The 17,338-nt window shown below is 59.3% G+C and carries 16 protein-coding genes; 11 read left to right on the top strand and 5 right to left on the bottom strand.

All coding sequences use genetic code 11. The features are described 5' to 3' along the window. Window positions 1-85: 85 nt before the first annotated feature. The 3 genes from EC915_RS18710 (at window position 86) to EC915_RS18700 (ending at window position 2,569) form a co-directional block, all read left to right on the top strand. Window positions 86-1,621 carry a bifunctional aminoglycoside phosphotransferase/ATP-binding protein gene (locus EC915_RS18710; protein ID WP_133752002.1) on the top strand — a complete coding sequence of 512 codons (1,536 nt, stop codon included), beginning with the start codon at window positions 86-88 and terminating at the stop codon, window positions 1,619-1,621. Window positions 1,622-1,721: 100 nt separating this feature from the next. Continuing rightward, window positions 1,722-2,066 (top strand): pentapeptide repeat-containing protein, encoded by a 345-nt coding sequence (locus EC915_RS18705; protein WP_133752001.1) that lies wholly within the window; start codon window positions 1,722-1,724, stop codon window positions 2,064-2,066. Between the two features lie 242 nt (window positions 2,067-2,308). Beyond that, window positions 2,309-2,569 carry a TfoX/Sxy family protein gene (locus tag EC915_RS18700; protein ID WP_133752000.1) on the top strand — a complete coding sequence of 87 codons (261 nt, stop codon included), beginning with the start codon at window positions 2,309-2,311 and terminating at the stop codon, window positions 2,567-2,569. A gap of 275 nt (window positions 2,570-2,844) precedes the next feature. Here the strand turns inward: EC915_RS18700 and EC915_RS18695 are convergent, their stop codons facing one another. From EC915_RS18695 to EC915_RS18685, 3 genes are read right to left on the bottom strand one after another with little or no spacing between them, the layout of a single operon-like run. Next, on the bottom strand, window positions 2,845-3,612 hold the full coding sequence (locus tag EC915_RS18695; RefSeq protein ID WP_133751999.1) for a heme ABC transporter ATP-binding protein: 768 nt from the start codon (window positions 3,610-3,612) through the stop codon (window positions 2,845-2,847). Next, window positions 3,612-4,598 carry an iron ABC transporter permease gene (locus EC915_RS18690; protein ID WP_166651030.1) on the bottom strand — a complete coding sequence of 329 codons (987 nt, stop codon included), beginning with the start codon at window positions 4,596-4,598 and terminating at the stop codon, window positions 3,612-3,614. Before EC915_RS18690 ends, EC915_RS18695 begins: the two co-directional genes overlap by 1 nt. Window positions 4,599-4,648: 50 nt before the next feature. Continuing rightward, entirely contained in the window at window positions 4,649-5,548 is a 900-nt protein-coding gene (locus EC915_RS18685; RefSeq protein WP_133751997.1) for a hemin ABC transporter substrate-binding protein, read from the bottom strand. A gap of 168 nt (window positions 5,549-5,716) precedes the next feature. Here EC915_RS18685 and EC915_RS18680 point away from each other — a divergent pair, with 168 nt between their 5' ends. Next, window positions 5,717-6,046 carry a Rieske (2Fe-2S) protein gene (locus tag EC915_RS18680; RefSeq protein ID WP_133752022.1) on the top strand — a complete coding sequence of 110 codons (330 nt, stop codon included), beginning with the start codon at window positions 5,717-5,719 and terminating at the stop codon, window positions 6,044-6,046. Window positions 6,047-6,056: 10 nt separating this feature from the next. On the opposite strand, the gene sfsA is transcribed toward EC915_RS18680, so the two are convergent. Both sfsA and EC915_RS18670 read right to left on the bottom strand, forming a co-directional pair. Then, on the bottom strand, window positions 6,057-6,779 hold the full coding sequence (gene sfsA / locus EC915_RS18675) for a DNA/RNA nuclease SfsA (protein WP_133751996.1): 723 nt from the start codon (window positions 6,777-6,779) through the stop codon (window positions 6,057-6,059). Then, window positions 6,779-7,951: a pyridoxal phosphate-dependent aminotransferase gene (locus EC915_RS18670; protein ID WP_133751995.1), complete on the bottom strand. Its 1,173-nt coding sequence runs from the start codon at window positions 7,949-7,951 to the stop codon at window positions 6,779-6,781. Before EC915_RS18670 ends, sfsA begins: the two co-directional genes overlap by 1 nt. Before the next feature lie 347 nt (window positions 7,952-8,298). Between EC915_RS18670 and dksA the strand changes: the two genes are divergently transcribed. The 7 genes from dksA (at window position 8,299) to folK (ending at window position 17,288) form a co-directional block, all read left to right on the top strand. Then, window positions 8,299-8,742 carry an RNA polymerase-binding protein DksA gene (gene dksA / locus EC915_RS18665; RefSeq protein WP_133751994.1) on the top strand — a complete coding sequence of 148 codons (444 nt, stop codon included), beginning with the start codon at window positions 8,299-8,301 and terminating at the stop codon, window positions 8,740-8,742. Between the two features lie 220 nt (window positions 8,743-8,962). Next, on the top strand, window positions 8,963-9,850 hold the full coding sequence (gene gluQRS, locus EC915_RS18660; RefSeq protein ID WP_133751993.1) for a tRNA glutamyl-Q(34) synthetase GluQRS: 888 nt from the start codon (window positions 8,963-8,965) through the stop codon (window positions 9,848-9,850). 124 nt (window positions 9,851-9,974) lie between these two features. Then, window positions 9,975-10,151 (top strand): hypothetical protein, encoded by a 177-nt coding sequence (locus EC915_RS18655; RefSeq protein ID WP_002552060.1) that lies wholly within the window; start codon window positions 9,975-9,977, stop codon window positions 10,149-10,151. Then, window positions 10,135-13,089, top strand: coding sequence for a sensor histidine kinase (locus tag EC915_RS18650; RefSeq protein WP_133751992.1), 2,955 nt, complete (start codon window positions 10,135-10,137; stop codon window positions 13,087-13,089). The genes EC915_RS18655 and EC915_RS18650 overlap by 17 nt, the downstream gene beginning before the upstream one ends. A gap of 22 nt (window positions 13,090-13,111) precedes the next feature. Continuing rightward, a complete protein-coding gene (locus EC915_RS18645; RefSeq protein WP_133751991.1) occupies window positions 13,112-14,551 on the top strand; it encodes a sigma-54 dependent transcriptional regulator in 1,440 nt (479 codons plus the stop codon). A gap of 842 nt (window positions 14,552-15,393) precedes the next feature. Further along, complete coding sequence (locus EC915_RS18640; RefSeq protein WP_133751990.1) at window positions 15,394-16,791, top strand: polynucleotide adenylyltransferase PcnB; 1,398 nt, start codon at window positions 15,394-15,396, stop codon at window positions 16,789-16,791. A 17-nt stretch (window positions 16,792-16,808) separates the two neighbouring features. After that, entirely contained in the window at window positions 16,809-17,288 is a 480-nt protein-coding gene (folK, locus tag EC915_RS18635; RefSeq protein WP_133751989.1) for a 2-amino-4-hydroxy-6-hydroxymethyldihydropteridine diphosphokinase, read from the top strand. The last annotated feature ends 50 nt before the right edge of the window (window positions 17,289-17,338 follow it).

Here is a 17,338-nt window from a genome sequence, read left to right as displayed (position 1 = left end):
CAGCGGTTTGCAGCAATGCGCCGAGCGGCCATAATGGCCACCTTTAGTCACATCACTATCGACTTATCACCTTCAAGGACCGTCCGTGAGCCAGACACTGATAGCAGCGCTGCAAAATCCTGCCCTGTTCCCCCATCCGGTGGAGCAATTTCAGGTCATCGAGACGCATATTTCCTGGGTGCTGCTCACCGGCCCCTACGTATACAAGATCAAGAAACCGATGAACTTCGGTTTTCTCGACTTCACGACGCTGACCGCTCGCGAGCATTTCTGCCAGCAGGAGCTGAAGCTCAATCAGCGCCTGACCGAAAATTTGTATCTGGAAGTGTTACCCATCACCGGAAGCGCTGAGGCTCCACAACTGGGTGGCACCGGGGACGCGATCGAATACGCGTTGAAAATCCGTCAATTTCCACAGGAAGGTCTGCTCAGCACCTTGCAGGTCAAAGGCGAGCTGACCACTTCGCACATCGACGAGATGGCGCGGCAGATTGCCGAATTCCATCAACAGACGCCCCGTGTGCCTGCAGATAACCCGCTAGGCTCGCCGGAAAGCGCGATGGCGCCGGTCACGCAGAACTTCGAACAGATTCTGCCATTCCTGAGCGAAAAAGCAGACCTGACCCAACTGCATGCCCTGGAGGCGTGGGCCAATGCCAGCTACCAGCGTCTCAAGCCTTTGATGGGTCGGCGCAAGGCCGACGGTTTCATTCGCGAATGCCATGGCGATATCCATTTGGGCAACATCACCCTGATTGACGGCAAGGTGGTGATTTTCGACTGCATCGAGTTCAACGAACCGTTCCGCATGACTGACGTTTACGCCGACATCGGCTTCCTGGCAATGGACCTGGAAGATCGCGGGCTCAAGAGCCTGTCGCGTCGCCTGATCAGCCAGTATCTGGAACACACCGGCGATTATGCGGGTCTGCAATTGCTGAACTTCTACAAGGCCTATCGCGCCCTGGTGCGGGCAAAGGTCGCGCTGTTCAGCCTGTCGGCGGACGCCGATCATGTGCAGCGCGCCGCGACCCTGCGTCAATACCGCAACTACGCCAACCTGGCAGAAAGCTACAGCGCGATACCGTCGAACTTCCTCGCTATCACTCACGGTGTTTCTGCCGTGGGCAAAAGCCATGTCGCCATGCGTCTGGTCGAGGCGCTCGGCGCGATCCGCCTGCGTTCGGACGTCGAGCGCAAGCGGCAGTTCGGTGACAGCCGGGATCTTTATTCGGAAGAAACCAGTACCGCCACCTACAAGCGCCTGAATGACCTGGCGGCAATTGTGCTGCATGCCGGCTTCCCGGTGATAATCGATGCCACCTACCTGAAGCTGGAGCAGCGTCATGCAACAGCGCAAGTGGCCGAAGCCTCCGGCGCACCATTCCTGATCCTCGACTGCGCAGCGCCAAAGGCGGTCATCCAAGGCTGGCTGGCGCAACGGCAGGCCCAGAATGACGATCCTTCTGATGCCACCATGGAAGTCATCGAGGCTCAACTGGCAAAACGTGAGGTACTGACCGCAGACGAAACACTGCGCAGCCGCCACGTTGAAACCAACATCAGCAGCGACCTGGACAAGCTGGTCGATGACATTCGTCAGTACCTGCCGGGCCTGTAAAGAAAGCTGATCACCAGTCATCGAATCGTGGAGGCGGTTCTTCGCTATTCGATGGTGGTGGCATTACACTGGCGTCAGAATTCCAACAAGGAGGCGCCAGATGACTCAGCCCAAACAGCTCGACTCGCCGCTTTTTGCCTTGCTGCGAGCAGACGACATAAATGCTTTCAACCTTCAGCGGCCCAGCACAGGCCCTATCGATCTGGCGGGAGGTGATTTCCGCGGTCTGGATCTACGTGATCTTAATGCCGAAGACATCGACTTCACCGATGCCTACTTCCGCTCCGCCGATCTGCGCGGCGTCGATTTGCGAACCGCCACGCTAGAAGGTGCAAGCATCGCTCACGCGCAAATCTCCGGAGCATACTTTCCCGCCGAACTGAGCGCCGACGAGATTCTCATGTCGGTCAATTTCGGTACTCGTCTGCGCTACCGCACTCGCTAATCCAGAAGCGTCTCTCGCCCTGCACGAGTGTGCAGTCTCCCTCGTCCTGCATGCGCTGACATTCCAGATCTGCAACGCTTGAATTTCCTTCGAATACTACCGTCCGGCGGTTAAAGCCGTTTTTTTTGCTCATAAATCGAGAGAGTGCCAACGGGCATCTACACTCATTCCATGGCTTGCATCTGCAGTTTTTACAAGTCCAGGAGGTTAAAAAATACGGAGTTACACCTGCAGGAGGCAACATGGAAGACGAATTGTTACAGATGAAAAATCTGGGCAAAACAACGACCCAATGGCTGCATGCGGCGGGAATTCACAATGCCGCAGACCTTCGCCGACTCGGCGCCATCCACGCTTATCAAGCCATTAGAACCCGAGGTTTCCGCACCTCGAGGACCCTGCTCTATGCCATCGAGGGCGCACTCAGGGACAAGGATTGGCTCAGCCTCTCCGCCACTGAGAAGGCGTTACTGAATCAACAATTGGCCAGCCCGGAGAAGTAGCCGGACTGCCCCTTTTAGCCCTCTCGGGGAAAAGTTTTAGATTGCCTGTTGACATACAAATGAGAATCACTATGATTATCACATCCGGTCGCGAGACTGGCTGGTAAACTGAAAGGCTCCTTGGTTCGGACTCTCAGATTATCTCCTCATCAGGCTAATCACGGTTTTTGACCCGGCTCTTGCCGGGTCTTTTTTTGCCTGTGATTTGGCCTGGCGCCGAATCGGGCCGCCTCACAGACGATGGAAACAGGCGCTATCCATCCTGTCGATTCTGCTCAGCGGGCAATGATCAGCGGGTGTCCTCGCTCCGGGTGTGGCTGCACCAGCACCTCAAGGCCGAACACGCTTCTGAGCGTCTCCGGTACCAGGACTTCCTGCGGCGTGCCCAATGCAAAGGTCCGGCCTGACTCCAGCAATAACACGCGGTCGCAATAGCGTGCCGCAAGGTTGAGATCGTGCAGAATCACCATCACCGCTCCTCCTCGATTGGCAAACGCGCGCACCGCCTGCAGGATGGTGTGCTGATGCAGGGGATCGAGCATGGACGTCGGCTCGTCGAGCATGAGCGTCAGCCCGCCTTCCCCCGGCCACAATTGCGCCAATACCCGAGCCAGATGCACTCGCTGACGCTCACCGCCTGACAGCGCAAGGTAACTGCGGTCATACAGATGCAGTGCATCGGCAGCCTCGAGCGCCGCCTTTACGATCTCGGCGTCACGCTGCTGTCCGCTGTCATGAGGCAAGCGGCCCATGGCTACGACTTCATGAACCTCGAAGGCGAAGCTCAGCGTCGAGCTCTGAGGCAATACCGCCAAACGCCGGGCCCGTTGCTGGCCTGTCCAGTGAGTCAATGGTTGATCATCCAGCCAGAGCTGGCCCGATGTCGGTTTCAGCTCTGCGCACAACGCACTCAACAATGTGCTCTTGCCAGCACCGTTAGGGCCCAGCACCCCCAGGATTTCGCCAGGCTTGAGCGTCAGGTCGATATCGGCCAGCACGCACTTGCCGTCGCGATGAACGCTGATCTTTTCCGCTTTGATCATCAAGCCCGGCCTCGAACCAGCAGAAACAGAAAGAATGGCGCTCCGATGAACACCGTCACGATTCCGATTGGCAGCTCGGCCGGGGCCAGCACCAGGCGGGCGAATACATCGGCGAACAGCAGCAGACTCGCACCCGCCAGCGCTGAAGCGGGCAAAACTACGCGATGGTCAGGGCCAGCGATCAAGCGCACCAGGTGCGGCACCACCAGCCCGACGAAACCGATCAGGCCTGCCGCCGCGACTGCCGCGCCCACGCCCAGCGCAATGCACAAAATCAACTCGCGCTTGAGCCGCTCGACCTCAACACCCAGATGCCGGGCTTCCGACTCCCCCAGCAGCAGCGCATTCAGCGCCTTGGCCCGGCGCGGCAGCCACAGGATCACCAGCGCGCACACCAGCAGCAGCGGCCACAATCGTGCGTAGCTTGCGCCATTGAGGGTCCCCAGGTTCCAGAAGGTCAGGGTGCGCAGCGAAGCATCGTCAGCCAGATAAGTGAACAGACCAATGATCGAACCGGCCAGAGCGGTCATTGCAACGCCGGCCAGAAGCATGATGCCGACGCTGGTCTGGCCATCCCGGCGGCCCAATCGATAGACGATAGCGGTCACCATCAGCCCGCCCGTGAAGGCGCAGATCGACAGCAGATAGGGTGCCAGGAATTCGGGCATAGCGCCGCCCAGGGATGCGCCAGCGACAATTGCCACGGCTGCACCCAACGCCGCCCCGCTGGACACACCCACCAGGCCGGGGTCGGCCAGAGGATTACGAAACAGCCCCTGCATCCCCACGCCCGACAATGCCAGCACGGCGCCCACTGCAAGCCCGAGCAAGGTTCGAGGAACGCGAATCTGCCCGAGAATCAGCTCGGCCTGCTGCAAGTCTTCGCCAGCAACGGGCCAGCCCATCAAGCGCAGCCCTGCGCGCAGCAAATCCGCCAGCGGCAGGCTGACCGGCCCCAACGCCAGCGACAGCCACACAGCGAGCAGGCAGGCAATACTCAATACGATGAACAGCGCTCTGGGCGGAAGATGGGTCCTCATTGGCCGGATATAGCCTTGGCACCGAACGGGGTTTCGGTCGGATAGAAGGCTTCACTCAGGGTTTTGATGGCGTCAGGCAGACGCGGCCCCAGACCGCCGGCCAGCAGAGTCGGATCGACCTCGACTAAACGTTTGTCCTGGGCCGCCCGCGTCGCTGCCAGCAGCGGATTTTTCCTGAACAGCGCTTCTCGCGAAGGTGCACCGCTCTGCGCGCGATCGGTAAATACCAATACTTCGGGATCCAGTCCGGCCATCGCTTCAGCCGAGAACACCTTGTAACCGGCGTGAGTCGCCAGGTTACGCCCACCTGCCTGCTTGATCAGCCAGTCACCCACCGTGCCGGTTCCTGCCACCATCGGCGCCGCACCGGCGTGGCTGACCAGCAGCAATACACCCGGCGCAGCTTGACGCTGTTGCGCCTGCACCACCCAGTGGTGCTGGTCGGCCAACCGTTTGGCGTACTGCTCGGCCAACTCACGGGCTTGAGCTTCCTTGCCCAGCAGGACGCCGAGCGTTTGCAGATTGCCCTGTAGCGCACTTACATCAGCTGCAGCAGACAGCACGTCGACTTTTACCCCCGCAGCACGCAATTGCTCTAGCACCGGCGGCGGCCCCATTTCTTCAGTGCCCACCAGAATACTCGGACGCAAGCTCAGGATGCCTTCGGACGATAACTGGCGCTGATAGCCAATGCTCGGCAGGGCTTTTATTGATTCCGGATGCTGGCTGGTGGTGTCGATACCCACCAGCCGGGACTCGCCGCCCAACGCAACAACCCATTCGGTTAATGCGCCACCTGCACTGATCCAGCGGGCAGGCGGCTGCGTGTCAGCCAATGCCAGCTGGGTCAATAGAATCCCGGTCAGGATGGCGATCAGCTTGGCAACGAAGCGCATGAGCAAAGAGTCCTTTTATATAGAAGAAGCGCGTCTGCCGAGTCACTTAGGGCAGGGACCGGCCGGATCGACGCTTCATTTGCAAGTCTGTCAGACTAGGCCGCTCGTGACAGCCGGGCAATTTGATAATGACTTGCATTTACACGTCAAGCGAGAAGGAGATCCGTGCTGATTTACTTGTGTGACAAAAACGCACTCGCTGAAGGACAAAGCCGTGGTTTCGAGATGGCCGGCTTGCAACTGCTGGCCGTGAGACGCGCCGGGCAGGTGTACGCCTATCACAATCGCTGCCCCCATCGCGCCGTACCCCTGCACTGGCAACCCGACCAGTTTCTCGATGCCAGCGCCAGCCTGATCCAGTGCGCCACCCACGGCGCACTGTTTCTGATAGAAAGCGGGGAATGCATCGCCGGGCCGTGTGAGGGCAAATCCCTGAACGCCATCGAGTGCGGCGAAAACGCCCAAGGAATATGGGTCAAACTGCCGGAACAGGACTGAGCGCGCGCGGCTAGTCAGGTGTCTGGGTCAGGTGAACCTCAAGCCGACGGTCAACTCGCACTTCTTCAGGCGTCAGTTGCACGCCATACGCCAGCACTTCCACGCCAGCCGCCACCGCTTCTCTGAGCGCGGCCGCATAAGCGGCGTCGATTTCTTCGGCTGGCCTGACCGCTTCGACTCCGGTCAGGTTGACGCAATACAGCAAAACCGCACGCACACCCTCTCGCGCCAGCGTGGCCAACTCACGCAAATGCCTGGCCCCACGCTGAGTGACCGCATCGGGAAAAGCCGCAACATCGCTGTCATCAAAGCCCAGCGTCACGCTCTTCACTTCGAGAAATAACGGACCGTCCGGGTAATCCAGACGGAAATCGACGCGGCTGTTCTCCTGGCCGTATGCCACTTCCCGCTTGAGCGAAGTAAAGCCGTTCAACTCAGTGATCACGCCCGCCAGCAGTGCTTCCTCGACTAGCCTGTTGGCACGCGCCGTGTTGACACAGGCGAAGCGCCCTTGTGGGGTCTCGCTGATCTCCCAAGTGCCGGGCAACTTGCGTTTGGGGTCGTTGGAGCGGCTGAACCAGATACGCCCACCGGGCATCATGCAATTGAACATCGAGCCCGTATTGGGGCAGTGGATGGTCAGTCGTTCGCCACTGGGCGTTTCGATATCGGCCAAAAAGCGTTTGTAGCGTTGCAGCAGGCGACCTTCTTCAAGTTCGGGGGAGAATCGCATCAGCCTTGCCAGCTCCGCAGTCCGCGTTTTATCCGTTCAACCGCTTCCTGCAGACGCTGGAGATTTTGGGTGTAGGCGAAACGTACGTGGTGACCGGCCTGATAACGCCCGAAATCCAGCCCCGGCGTAAACGCAACGTGCTCGGTTTCCAGAAAATGCCGGCAGAACGCGAAGGCATCGCCACCGAACGCACTGACGTCTGCATAAAGATAGAAAGCGCCCTCGGGTTCAACGGCAATGTTGAACCCCAGTTCGCGCAGGGCCGGGAGCAGGAAGTCCCGGCGCTTGCCGAACTCGGCGCGACGCTGTTCGAGAATCTCGATCGTTTGCGGCGCGAAGCAGGCCAGCGCCGCAGTTTGCGCCATGCTGGGCGCGCTGATGTACAGGTTCTGCGCGAGCTTTTCCAGATCCCTGACAGCCGCTTCAGGCGCCACCAACCAGCCGAGACGCCAGCCGGTCATGCCGAAGTACTTGGAAAAACTGTTGAGGACAAAGGCGTCGTTATCCACCTCCAGCACGCTGGCGGCGTCGGTGCCGTAGGTCAGGCCGTGGTAAATCTCATCCACCACCAGATGACCTTCACGAGCCTTTAGCGATGCGGACAACGCAGCCAGCTCGTCGCGATGCAGCAAGGTGCCCGTGGGGTTGGCCGGCGAGGCGACCAACGCGCCTACGCTGTCCTGATTCCAGTGCTGTGCAATCAGCTCCGGGGTCAATTGGTACCGCACCTGCGGTCCGACCGGCACCAACTGCGCCGCGCCTTCTACCAGGCGCAGAAAATGCCGGTTGCAGGGGTAGCCCGGATCCGCCAGCAGCCAATGTTTGCCCGGATCGACCAGCAGACTGGTGGCCAACAGCAACGCCCCGGAGCCACCTGGAGTGATCAGAATCCGTTCCGGGTCGATGCCGAGGCCGTAACGCTGCTGATAGAAACCCGAAATGGCCTGACGCAGCTCAGGCAAACCGCGGGCTGCGGTGTAACGGGTTTTGCCCGCAGCCAACGCCGCCTGACCTGCCTTGATGATTGGTTCGGCAGTGTCGAAGTCGGGCTCGCCAATCTCCAGATGGATGACGTCATGCCCTGCCGCCTGCAATTCATTGGCGCGGGCCAGCAGCGCCATGACATGAAAGGGTTCGATGGCGCGGCTGCGCGCACTATAGGGCTGAGGCATGGGGCTTCCTTTAGTCGCTTGTGTCGGAACAGAAGCCGATTCTACCCAACCGCCTTCGGTGCCACAGGTTTTATCGATGCATTCGAAGGCAGCTTTCGGTGAGCCGCAAACACAGATGATGTCGCAAGAGGGGCTAGAATGATGGCAATGCAAAATAATATAAAACCGCGCGCTTTTGCTGCGGTCATAGTCCGCAGACGCGCTACCGGGCCAAGCTCGACAACCGGGAGTAGCGCGCCCTGATTCGATCTGGTAAGTTCGCCCGCTTGCAGCCGCAGGGCCGGCAGGCGTCGGCGATGGATCTTTACCCTGCGCAATGGCTTAGAAGAGTGAGAGGCGGTCCGTTCATGCCCACCGAAGAAAAGCAAAAAAGCAATCAAACGATTAGCGGTTTCGAACCCTACGTTCCGACGAAGGGCGAGGAGTACATGGGCGAGCCCATGCGCAAACACTTCACCAAGATCCTGACTAAATGGAAACAGGACTTGATGCAGGAAGTCGACCGCACGGTCGATCACATGAAAGACGAAGCGGCCAACTTCCCTGATCCTGCTGACCGTGCCAGTCAGGAAGAAGAGTTCGCTCTGGAATTGCGCGCCCGTGACCGTGAGCGCAAGCTGATCAAGAAGATCGACAAGACGCTGCAGCTGATCACCGACGAAGAATATGGCTGGTGCGAATCCTGCGGCATCGAGATCGGCGTCAAGCGCCTTGAAGCCCGTCCAACGGCTGACATGTGCGTTGACTGCAAGAATCTGGCTGAGATAAAGGAAAAACAGGTCGGTAAATGATCCTGTTTTCGAGCACGACAAAAGACGCTTCGGCGTCTTTTGTCGTTGGTGCGCCTTACCGATCTCGCATCAATCTCGTCGCAGCCAGGCTGCCGGCGGTAAGACCTGAAAACCGCTACCGACGGCGAGCCGTGGCGCTACAGCGCTCACAATGGTGTCCTGCACGAACCAGCATAGCGTCCGGTTTTTCGTACATTCGATTTCCAGTACCATCAGCCCCATGAAATCCCCCTCTTATATAGGGCGCTTTGCGCCAACTCCCAGCGGTTACCTGCACTTCGGCTCGCTGGTCGCGGCGCTGGCGTCTTATCTCGACGCGCGTGCAGCCGGTGGCCAGTGGCTGATGCGCATGGAAGACCTGGACCCACCACGCGAAGAGCCCGGCGCCCAGACAGCCATTCTCAACACGCTTGAAACTTATGGTTTCGAGTGGGATGGCGAACTGGTCAAGCAAAGCGACCGGCACGGTGCCTATCAAGACATCCTCAATCGCTGGTTCAGCCACGGGCTGGCCTATGCCTGTACCTGTTCGCGCAAGCAACTGGAAAATTTTCAGGGCCTCTATCCGGGTTTGTGCCGTAACGCCGGGCACTGGCCGGAAAATGCGGCGATCCGGATTCGGGTGCCCGAACTGGAATACCGCTTCGAAGATAGAGTGCAGGGCGAATTTGGCCAGCATCTGGGCCGCGACGTCGGCGACTTCGTGATTCGCCGCCGCGACGGCTTGTACGCCTATCAACTGGCAGTGGTGCTCGACGATGGCTGGCAAGGCGTTACCGACATCGTGCGCGGCGCCGACCTGCTGGACTCCACGCCACGCCAGCTGTACCTGCAGGCGTTGCTAGGCCTGCCCCAGCCTCGTTATTTGCACGTTCCATTGATCACTCAACCCGACGGCCACAAGCTGGGCAAATCCTATCGTTCTCCGCCCCTCGCCGCCGGCGAAGCCACGCCGTTATTGATTCGAGCGTTGCGCGCGCTGGGTCAATCGCCTCCGGCCGAGCTGTCATTCGGCACCCCGCGCGAGGTGCTCCACTGGGGAATCACTCACTGGAGCGCAGATTTGATTCCACGGGTCACTGCCCTGGAAGAAGCTCGAATAGACTGAGCCAGAGCGGTTGCCGAAAATCGCAGCACAAGGGTGGCAGAAACGTCGCTTGCAGCCTGAGAACCATCCGTTACCATGCCGCTCCTTCGGCTCACGTCCTGTCGCACTCAACCCGGGAGGCCAAATGTATATTTATCGATTGGTCCTGCTATTGGTGGTGGGCATCTATCTCTTCTCACCGGCCATCATGGACTGGTGGATCGACGCGACAGGCGCCTGGTATCGGCCTTACATGCTGTGGCTGATCCTGATCGTGGTGACATTCATATTGCAGAGCCAACGAGATGCCGATGAGCTTTAGCCTGACCCAGATGATTCTGGTCAGCGCCGCCTACTTGCTGGTGCTGTTCGGCGTTGCCTGGATCAGCGAACGTGGGCTGGTCCCGCGCTGGATCATTCGCCACCCCTTGACCTACACGCTGTCGCTGGGCGTCTATGCCAGCGCCTGGGCGTTCTATGGCACCGTAGGCCTGGCTTACGAATACGGCTACGGTTTTCTTTCCAGTTACCTGGGGGTGTCCGGGGCATTCCTCCTGGCCCCGGTGCTGCTTTATCCGATTCTGAAAATCACCCGCACCTATCAGCTTTCATCGCTGGCTGATTTGTTCGCTTTCCGCTTTCGCAGCACCTGGGCCGGGGCGCTGACGACAATCTTCATGCTGATCGGTGTTCTGCCGCTGCTGGCCCTGCAAATTCAGGCCGTCGCAGACTCGATCAGTATCCTCACCCGCGAACCGGTGCGCGACTATGTCGCGCTGGCCTTCTGCATCCTGATTATTCTGTTCACCCTCTTCTTCGGTTCGCGCCACCTCGCCACCCGAGAAAAACACGAGGGGCTGGTGTTCGCCATCGCCTTCGAGTCGTTGATCAAGCTGATTGCCATCGGCGGCATCGGTATCTATGCGCTGTACGGCGTCTTCGATGGCCCGCAGAGCCTAGAGCAATGGCTGTTACAAAACCAGAGTGCGCTGGCCGCCTTGCACACCCCGTTGCAGGAAGGCCCGTGGCGTACCTTACTGCTGGTGTTTTTCGCGTCGGCCATCGTGATGCCGCACATGTATCACATGACCTTCACCGAAAACCTCAACCCGCGCTCGCTGGTCAGTGCCAGTTGGGGGCTGCCATTGTTCCTGCTGCTGATGAGCCTGGCGGTGCCGCTGGTGTTGTGGGCCGGATTGAAACTGGGCGCCACCACCAGCCCCGAATATTTCACCCTCGGCATCGGCATCGCAGCGCACAACAAGTCGCTGGCGCTGCTGGGTTACATTGGCGGCTTGTCGGCTGCCAGCGGCCTGATCATTGTCACCACGCTGGCGCTTTCGGGCATGGCGCTCAACCATCTGGTCCTGCCGCTCTATCAACCGCCCGCCGAAGGCAATATCTACCGCTGGCTGAAGTGGACACGCCGTGGCCTGATCGTGGCCATTATCATGGCGGGCTACGGCTTCTACCTGCTGCTGGGCGCCAAACAGAACCTCGCCAACCTCGGCATCGTCGCCTTCGTCGCGACCTTGCAGTTCCTGCCCGGGGTGCTGTCGGTGCTGTATTGGCCTGCCGCTAATCGCCGGGGTTTCATGGCGGGGTTGATCGCCGGGATCGTGGTGTGGATGCTCAGCATGCTGCTCCCACTGATCGGCAACTTTCAGGGCTTCTACATCCCGCTGCTGAACATGATCTACGTGCTGGACGACACCAGCTGGCACATGGCGGCGATTGCTTCGCTGGCTGTGAACGTGCTGGTCTTCACCCTGATTTCACTGTTCAGCAATCCCAGCCCGGAAGAGGCCAGCGCCGCGGAGGCTTGCGCCGTGGACAATGTGCGTCGTCCGCAGCGTCGCGAACTGCACGCCGTTTCCCCTCAGGAGTTCGCCACGCAGCTGGCCAAACCGCTTGGGGCCAAAGCTGCGCAAAAGGAAGTCGAGCAGGCGCTGCGCGACCTTTACCTGCCGTTCGATGAGCGTCGCCCCTATGCCCTGCGCCGCCTGCGGGACCGGATCGAGGCCAACCTCTCCGGGTTGATGGGCCCAAGCGTCGCTCAGGACATGGTCGAAACCTTCCTGCCGTATAAATCCGGCAGCGAAAACTACGTCACTGAAGACATTCACTTCATCGAAAGCCGACTTGAGGATTATCACTCACGCCTGACAGGTCTGGCCGCCGAGCTCGATGCCCTGCGCCGCTATCATCGCCAGACCCTTCAGGAACTGCCCATGGGCGTGTGCTCACTGGCCAAGGATCAAGAGATCCTGATGTGGAACAAGGCCATGGAAGAGTTGACCGGCATCGGCGCCCAGCGAGTGGTGGGGTCGCGTCTGGAAACTATCGCCGATCCATGGCGACAGTTGCTGCTCGGCTTCATCAATGTGCCGGACGAACACTTGCACAAACAACGCCTGGGCCTGGACGGCCAGACCCGCTGGCTGAACCTGCACAAAGCCGCCATCGACGAACCTCTTGCTCCGGGTAACAGCGGTCTGGTGATTCTGGTCGAAGACCTGACCGACACCCAGATGCTTGAAGACAAGCTTGTCCATTCCGAACGCCTTGCCAGCATTGGTCGCCTTGCGGCGGGTGTAGCGCATGAAATCGGTAACCCGATTACCGGCATCGCTTGCCTGGCGCAGAACCTTCGCGAGGAACGTGAAGAGGACGGCGAACTGACCGAAATCAGCAGCCAGATCATCGAGCAGACCAAACGCGTCTCGCGCATCGTGCAGTCGCTGATGAGCTTCGCTCACGCTGGCGGTCATCAACACGCCGATGAAGCTGTCTGTCTGGCCGAGGTCGCTCAGGATGCCATTGGCCTGCTGGCCCTGAACCGGCGCAATTTCGAAGTGCAATTCTATAACCTGTGCAATCCTGACCATTGGGTCGACGGCGATCCGCAGCGGCTGGCACAGGTGCTGATAAACTTGCTCTCCAATGCTCGGGACGCCTCGCCTGCGGGCAGCGCGGTACGGGTCAGGAGCGAAGCGTCCGAACACACGGTCGATCTGATCGTTGAAGACGAAGGCACCGGAATTCCAAAAGCAATCATGGACCGCTTGTTCGAACCGTTCTTCACCACCAAGGATCCAGGGGAAGGAACGGGCCTTGGGCTCGCACTGGTCTATTCCATCGTTGAAGAGCATTATGGACAAATCACCATCGACAGCCCGGCTGACCCCGAGCAGCAACGCGGAACCCGTATTCGGGTGACATTACCGCGACATGTCGAAGCGACGTCCGCCGTGAACTGAGACCGTCGAGAGTATCGAATCAATGCCGCACATTTTGATCGTCGAAGATGAAACCATCATCCGCTCTGCCTTGCGTCGTCTGCTGGAACGTAATCAGTACCAGGTCAGCGAAGCCGGGTCCGTGCAGGAAGCTCAGGAACGTTTCAGCATCCCCTCGTTCGACCTGATCGTGAGCGATTTGCGCCTGCCCGGTGCGCCCGGTACCGAGCTGATCAAGCTGGGTCAAGGCAAGCCCGTGCTGATCATGACCAGCTACGCCAGCCTGCGCTCGGCCGTGGACTCGATGAAGATGGGTGCGGTCGATTACATCGCCAAACCGTTCGATCATGACGAGATGCTGCAGGCAGTTTCGCGCATCCTGCGTGATCGGCAGACAGTGCAGAGCATTCAGGCCGAACGCGCCGCCAGCGCTGGCAAGGCTTCTGCCTCCGACAAAGCGGCACCCGACAACAGCAATGGTGAAATCGGGATCATTGGTTCGTGCCCACCCATGCAGGATCTTTACAGCAAGATTCGCAAGGTCGCACCGACCGACTCCAACGTGCTGATCCAGGGCGAGTCCGGCACAGGTAAAGAGCTGGTGGCCCGTGCCCTGCACAACCTGTCACGCCGAGCAAAAGCGCCGATGATTTCCGTCAACTGCGCGGCGATCCCTGAAACGCTGATCGAGTCTGAGTTGTTTGGCCACGAGAAAGGCGCGTTCACAGGCGCCAGCGCCGGACGTGCGGGTTTGGTCGAGGCCGCCGATGGCGGCACCCTGTTTCTCGACGAGATCGGCGAACTGCCGCTTGAGGCACAGGCTCGCCTGTTGCGCGTGCTGCAGGAAGGCGAAATTCGCCGGGTCGGTTCGGTGCAGTCGCAAAAGGTCGACGTGCGCCTGATTGCAGCGACCCACCGCGACCTCAAGAGCCTGGCCAAGGTCGGCCAATTCCGTGAAGACCTCTACTACCGTCTGCACGTCATTGCCCTGAAGCTGCCGGCCTTGCGCGAACGCGGCACCGACGTCAATGAAATCGCCAGTGCATTTCTGGCCCGCCAAAGTGCCAAGGCGGGACGCAGCGATCTGCGATTTGCCCCGGACGCCGAGCAGGCCATTCGTCATTACTCTTGGCCGGGTAACGTGCGCGAACTGGAGAACGCAGTCGAGCGGGCCGTCATTCTGTGTGAGAGTCCTGATATCACGGCCGACCTCTTGGGTATCGATATCGAGCTGAGCGATCTGAATGTCAATGAATTCATCGGCCTTGCACCCCAGCAGGCGGGGTCCAGTTCCACCGCCCACGAGCCGACCGAAGATTTATCCCTGGAGGACTACTTCCAGCATTTCGTTCTTGAACATCAGGACCACATGACTGAAACCGAGCTCGCCCGCAAGCTTGGCGTTAGCCGTAAATGCCTGTGGGAGCGTCGCCAGCGCCTGGGCATTCCCCGCCGCAAGACCGGTGTTGCCAGCGAAACCTGATGCTTCTTCCCGTGTTTTTTCGGCAGCGGCGGTCTCAAGGTCGCCGCCTGCCAACTTCCCCCGCCAAGGACTCGCCAACCCTCCCCAAGGCTCTGGAACGCGCTTTACCGAATTTGTGAAAAAACTGTTACTTCGTCAACGATGCGTAACAAAAGCCGGGGTGTACGGTAACGTCACCCCGGCTTTTTCTTACTCATGCAAGATAGCGTCGTTTTGCCACACCCCTGCATTCAGGGTCCTGCAGCGTTTTTCACAAAAGTTGGCACACCTCCTGCTATATATATCGGTACAAGAACAACAAAAATCAGTCACCCGCAAAACCAACATAACAAGAACAATACGAACCGACTCACGCATAACAAAAACAACACGGCGGAGGCGTAGCTAACTGATTCTTTTGGAGAGGCGTTGCATTAGGGATTCGTCCCGCAACCAGGCTGAGAACAACAAAAACTACCCTGAGGTAGTGCCTGAACTGGTTGGATCGATTGATTACTGCAGCACAGCGACCAAAGCAATCCGTTTGCTCTTGGCTCCCGATTGGGAGATTTCACAGGCGAAAGCCGTGAATTGGGCGCTCAACAAAAATAAAAAGCCCAGCAGACAATAAAAATAAGAGCACACACTTTGGGGGAGCTTCGGCTCCCCCAGTAGCTTGCGAAACAGCGATTTAGAGCGGCATACCTGCTTCAACGCCTCGCATATTGTGCCCCCGCCCGAACCGCCTCCACACAGCCTTCGCGCTGCGTCCTACACCATCCCTCGACTAAATGCTAGAATCCCCGCCCATCGTGCGGTCATTCTTCGTCATTGGCCGAATATTCCTTCAAACAGTGCATCCCATGCTGAAGAAGCTGTTCCAGTCATTCCGTTCTCCACCGCGCAAACCGCAGCATCACATGCGTACAACGCCTGAAGTGCTGAGCAGCAGCCAGCATTCGCTGCAGCGCAACCAATTCAGCCGCTACGCGGTGAATATCGTCGAGCGTCTGCAAAACGCAGGCTACCAGGCCTATCTGGTCGGTGGCTGCGTTCGGGACATGATGCTGGGCATCACACCGAAGGACTTCGACGTCGCCACCAGCGCCACGCCTGAGCAAGTCCGCGCCGAGTTCCGTAACGCGCGCATCATCGGTCGCCGGTTCAAACTGGTTCACATCCACTTCGGGCGCGAGATCATCGAAGTGGCGACTTTCCGCGCCAATCATCCTCAGGATGATGAGGAAGAAGACAGCAACCAGTCTTCTCGCAACGAGAGCGGACGGATTCTGCGCGACAACGTCTACGGCACGCTGGAGGACGACGCTCAGCGTCGCGACTTCACCATCAATGCCCTGTACTACGACCCGGTCACTGAACGGGTGCTTGATTACGCCAACGGCGTACACGACATCCGCAATCGTCTGATCCGCCTGATTGGTGATCCTGAGCAGCGCTATAAGGAAGACCCGGTACGCATGCTGCGTGCCGTGCGCTTCGCCGCCAAGCTTGATTTCGGCATCGAAAAACACAGCGCCACGCCGATTCGTCAACTGGCGCCGATGTTGCGCGACATCCCTTCGGCCCGCCTGTTTGAAGAAGTGCTAAAGCTGTTCCTGTCCGGTTACGCCGAGGCAAGCTTCGAGATGCTGGTTGATCTGGAATTGTTCGAACCGCTATTCCCGGCCAGTTCCAGAGCCCTGGAATACAACCCGACCTATACCCACACGTTGATCAGCGAGGCCCTGGCCAATACCGATCTACGCGTGCGCCAGACCAAACCGGTAACCCCGGCATTCCTGTTTGCCGCCTTGCTGTGGCCTGCCCTGCCTGCGCGCGTGCTGCGTCTGCAGGAACGAGGCGCGCCACCTATTCAGGCGATGAACGACGCCGCCCATGAACTGATTGCCGAGCAATGCCAGCGCATCGCGATTCCGAAACGCTTTACCCTGCCTATCCGCGAAATCTGGGACATGCAGGAACGGCTGCCACGCCGTTCGGGCAAGCGTGCTGACTTGCTGCTGGATAACTCGCGGTTCCGTGCCGGTTACGATTTCCTATTGCTGCGTGAATCCGCAGGCGAGGAAACCGACGGTCTGGGCGATTGGTGGACCGAGTATCAGGACGCCAACGACTCAGGCCGTCGCGACATGATTCGCGATCTGGGCAGCAAGTCCGAAGCCACCGGTCAGGGTCCGCGCAAGCGTCGTCGCAGCGGCGTGGGCAAGCGTAAACGCGCGGGTGCCGACGCATCGGAATGATCTCGGGGCAATCGAGCATGGAACGTGTCTACATCGGCATGGGCAGCAACCTGGCCGCCCCTGCGGAGCAACTGCGCGGAGCGCTCAAGGCGATGGCGCAGCTGCCTGACTCCAGCCTTTCGGGCGTTTCCTCGTTTTATGTCAGCGACTCTCTTCTGCCTGGTCAGCCGCGTTACACCAATGCAGTCGCCGCGCTGGATACGGCGCTGGCGCCACTGGCCCTGCTGGATGCCTTGCAGGACATCGAGAATGGCCAGGGCCGCGAACGCCTTGAACGATGGGGCCCGCGCACCCTGGATCTGGACATCCTGCTATTCGGTGATCAACTGATCGACGAGCCCCGGTTAAAAACTCCGCACTATCACATGCAGGCCCGGGCGTTCGTGCTCTACCCACTTGCCGAGCTGGCTCCCGGCATTACCTTGGCTGACGGGCGCAAGCTGAACGAGTTGCTTGCCGATTGCCCGTTTGAAGGGCTGGAGCGCTTGTCAGGCTGACGCCTGGATATGATCGACATAACGACTCCGCTGCCGTAACCCCATCGGTA

The sequence above is a fragment of the Pseudomonas sp. LP_7_YM genome (genome assembly GCF_004364435.1).
Classification (GTDB): Bacteria; Pseudomonadota; Gammaproteobacteria; order Pseudomonadales; family Pseudomonadaceae; genus Aquipseudomonas.
The sequence above is the reverse complement of the archived record's forward strand: the minus strand, read 5'-3'. Positions and strand labels throughout refer to the sequence as shown.

Excerpts from the sequence above, each read along its gene's own strand:
- EC915_RS18705 (WP_133752001.1), top strand. The coding sequence starts at position 1,722 with ATGACTCAGCCCAAACAGCTCGACTCGCCGCTTTTTGCCTTGCTGCGA.
- EC915_RS18700 (WP_133752000.1), top strand. The coding sequence starts at position 2,309 with ATGGAAGACGAATTGTTACAGATGAAAAATCTGGGCAAAACAACGACC.
- EC915_RS18695 (WP_133751999.1), bottom strand. The coding sequence starts at position 3,612 with ATGATCAAAGCGGAAAAGATCAGCGTTCATCGCGACGGCAAGTGCGTG.
- EC915_RS18685 (WP_133751997.1), bottom strand. The coding sequence starts at position 5,548 with ATGCGCTTCGTTGCCAAGCTGATCGCCATCCTGACCGGGATTCTATTG.
- sfsA (WP_133751996.1), bottom strand. The coding sequence starts at position 6,779 with ATGCGATTCTCCCCCGAACTTGAAGAAGGTCGCCTGCTGCAACGCTAC.
- EC915_RS18670 (WP_133751995.1), bottom strand. The coding sequence starts at position 7,951 with ATGCCTCAGCCCTATAGTGCGCGCAGCCGCGCCATCGAACCCTTTCAT.
- dksA (WP_133751994.1), top strand. The coding sequence starts at position 8,299 with ATGCCCACCGAAGAAAAGCAAAAAAGCAATCAAACGATTAGCGGTTTC.
- gluQRS (WP_133751993.1), top strand. The coding sequence starts at position 8,963 with ATGAAATCCCCCTCTTATATAGGGCGCTTTGCGCCAACTCCCAGCGGT.
- EC915_RS18655 (WP_002552060.1), top strand. The coding sequence starts at position 9,975 with ATGTATATTTATCGATTGGTCCTGCTATTGGTGGTGGGCATCTATCTC.
- EC915_RS18650 (WP_133751992.1), top strand. The coding sequence starts at position 10,135 with ATGCCGATGAGCTTTAGCCTGACCCAGATGATTCTGGTCAGCGCCGCC.
- EC915_RS18645 (WP_133751991.1), top strand. The coding sequence starts at position 13,112 with ATGCCGCACATTTTGATCGTCGAAGATGAAACCATCATCCGCTCTGCC.
- EC915_RS18640 (WP_133751990.1), top strand. The coding sequence starts at position 15,394 with ATGCTGAAGAAGCTGTTCCAGTCATTCCGTTCTCCACCGCGCAAACCG.
- folK (WP_133751989.1), top strand. The coding sequence starts at position 16,809 with ATGGAACGTGTCTACATCGGCATGGGCAGCAACCTGGCCGCCCCTGCG.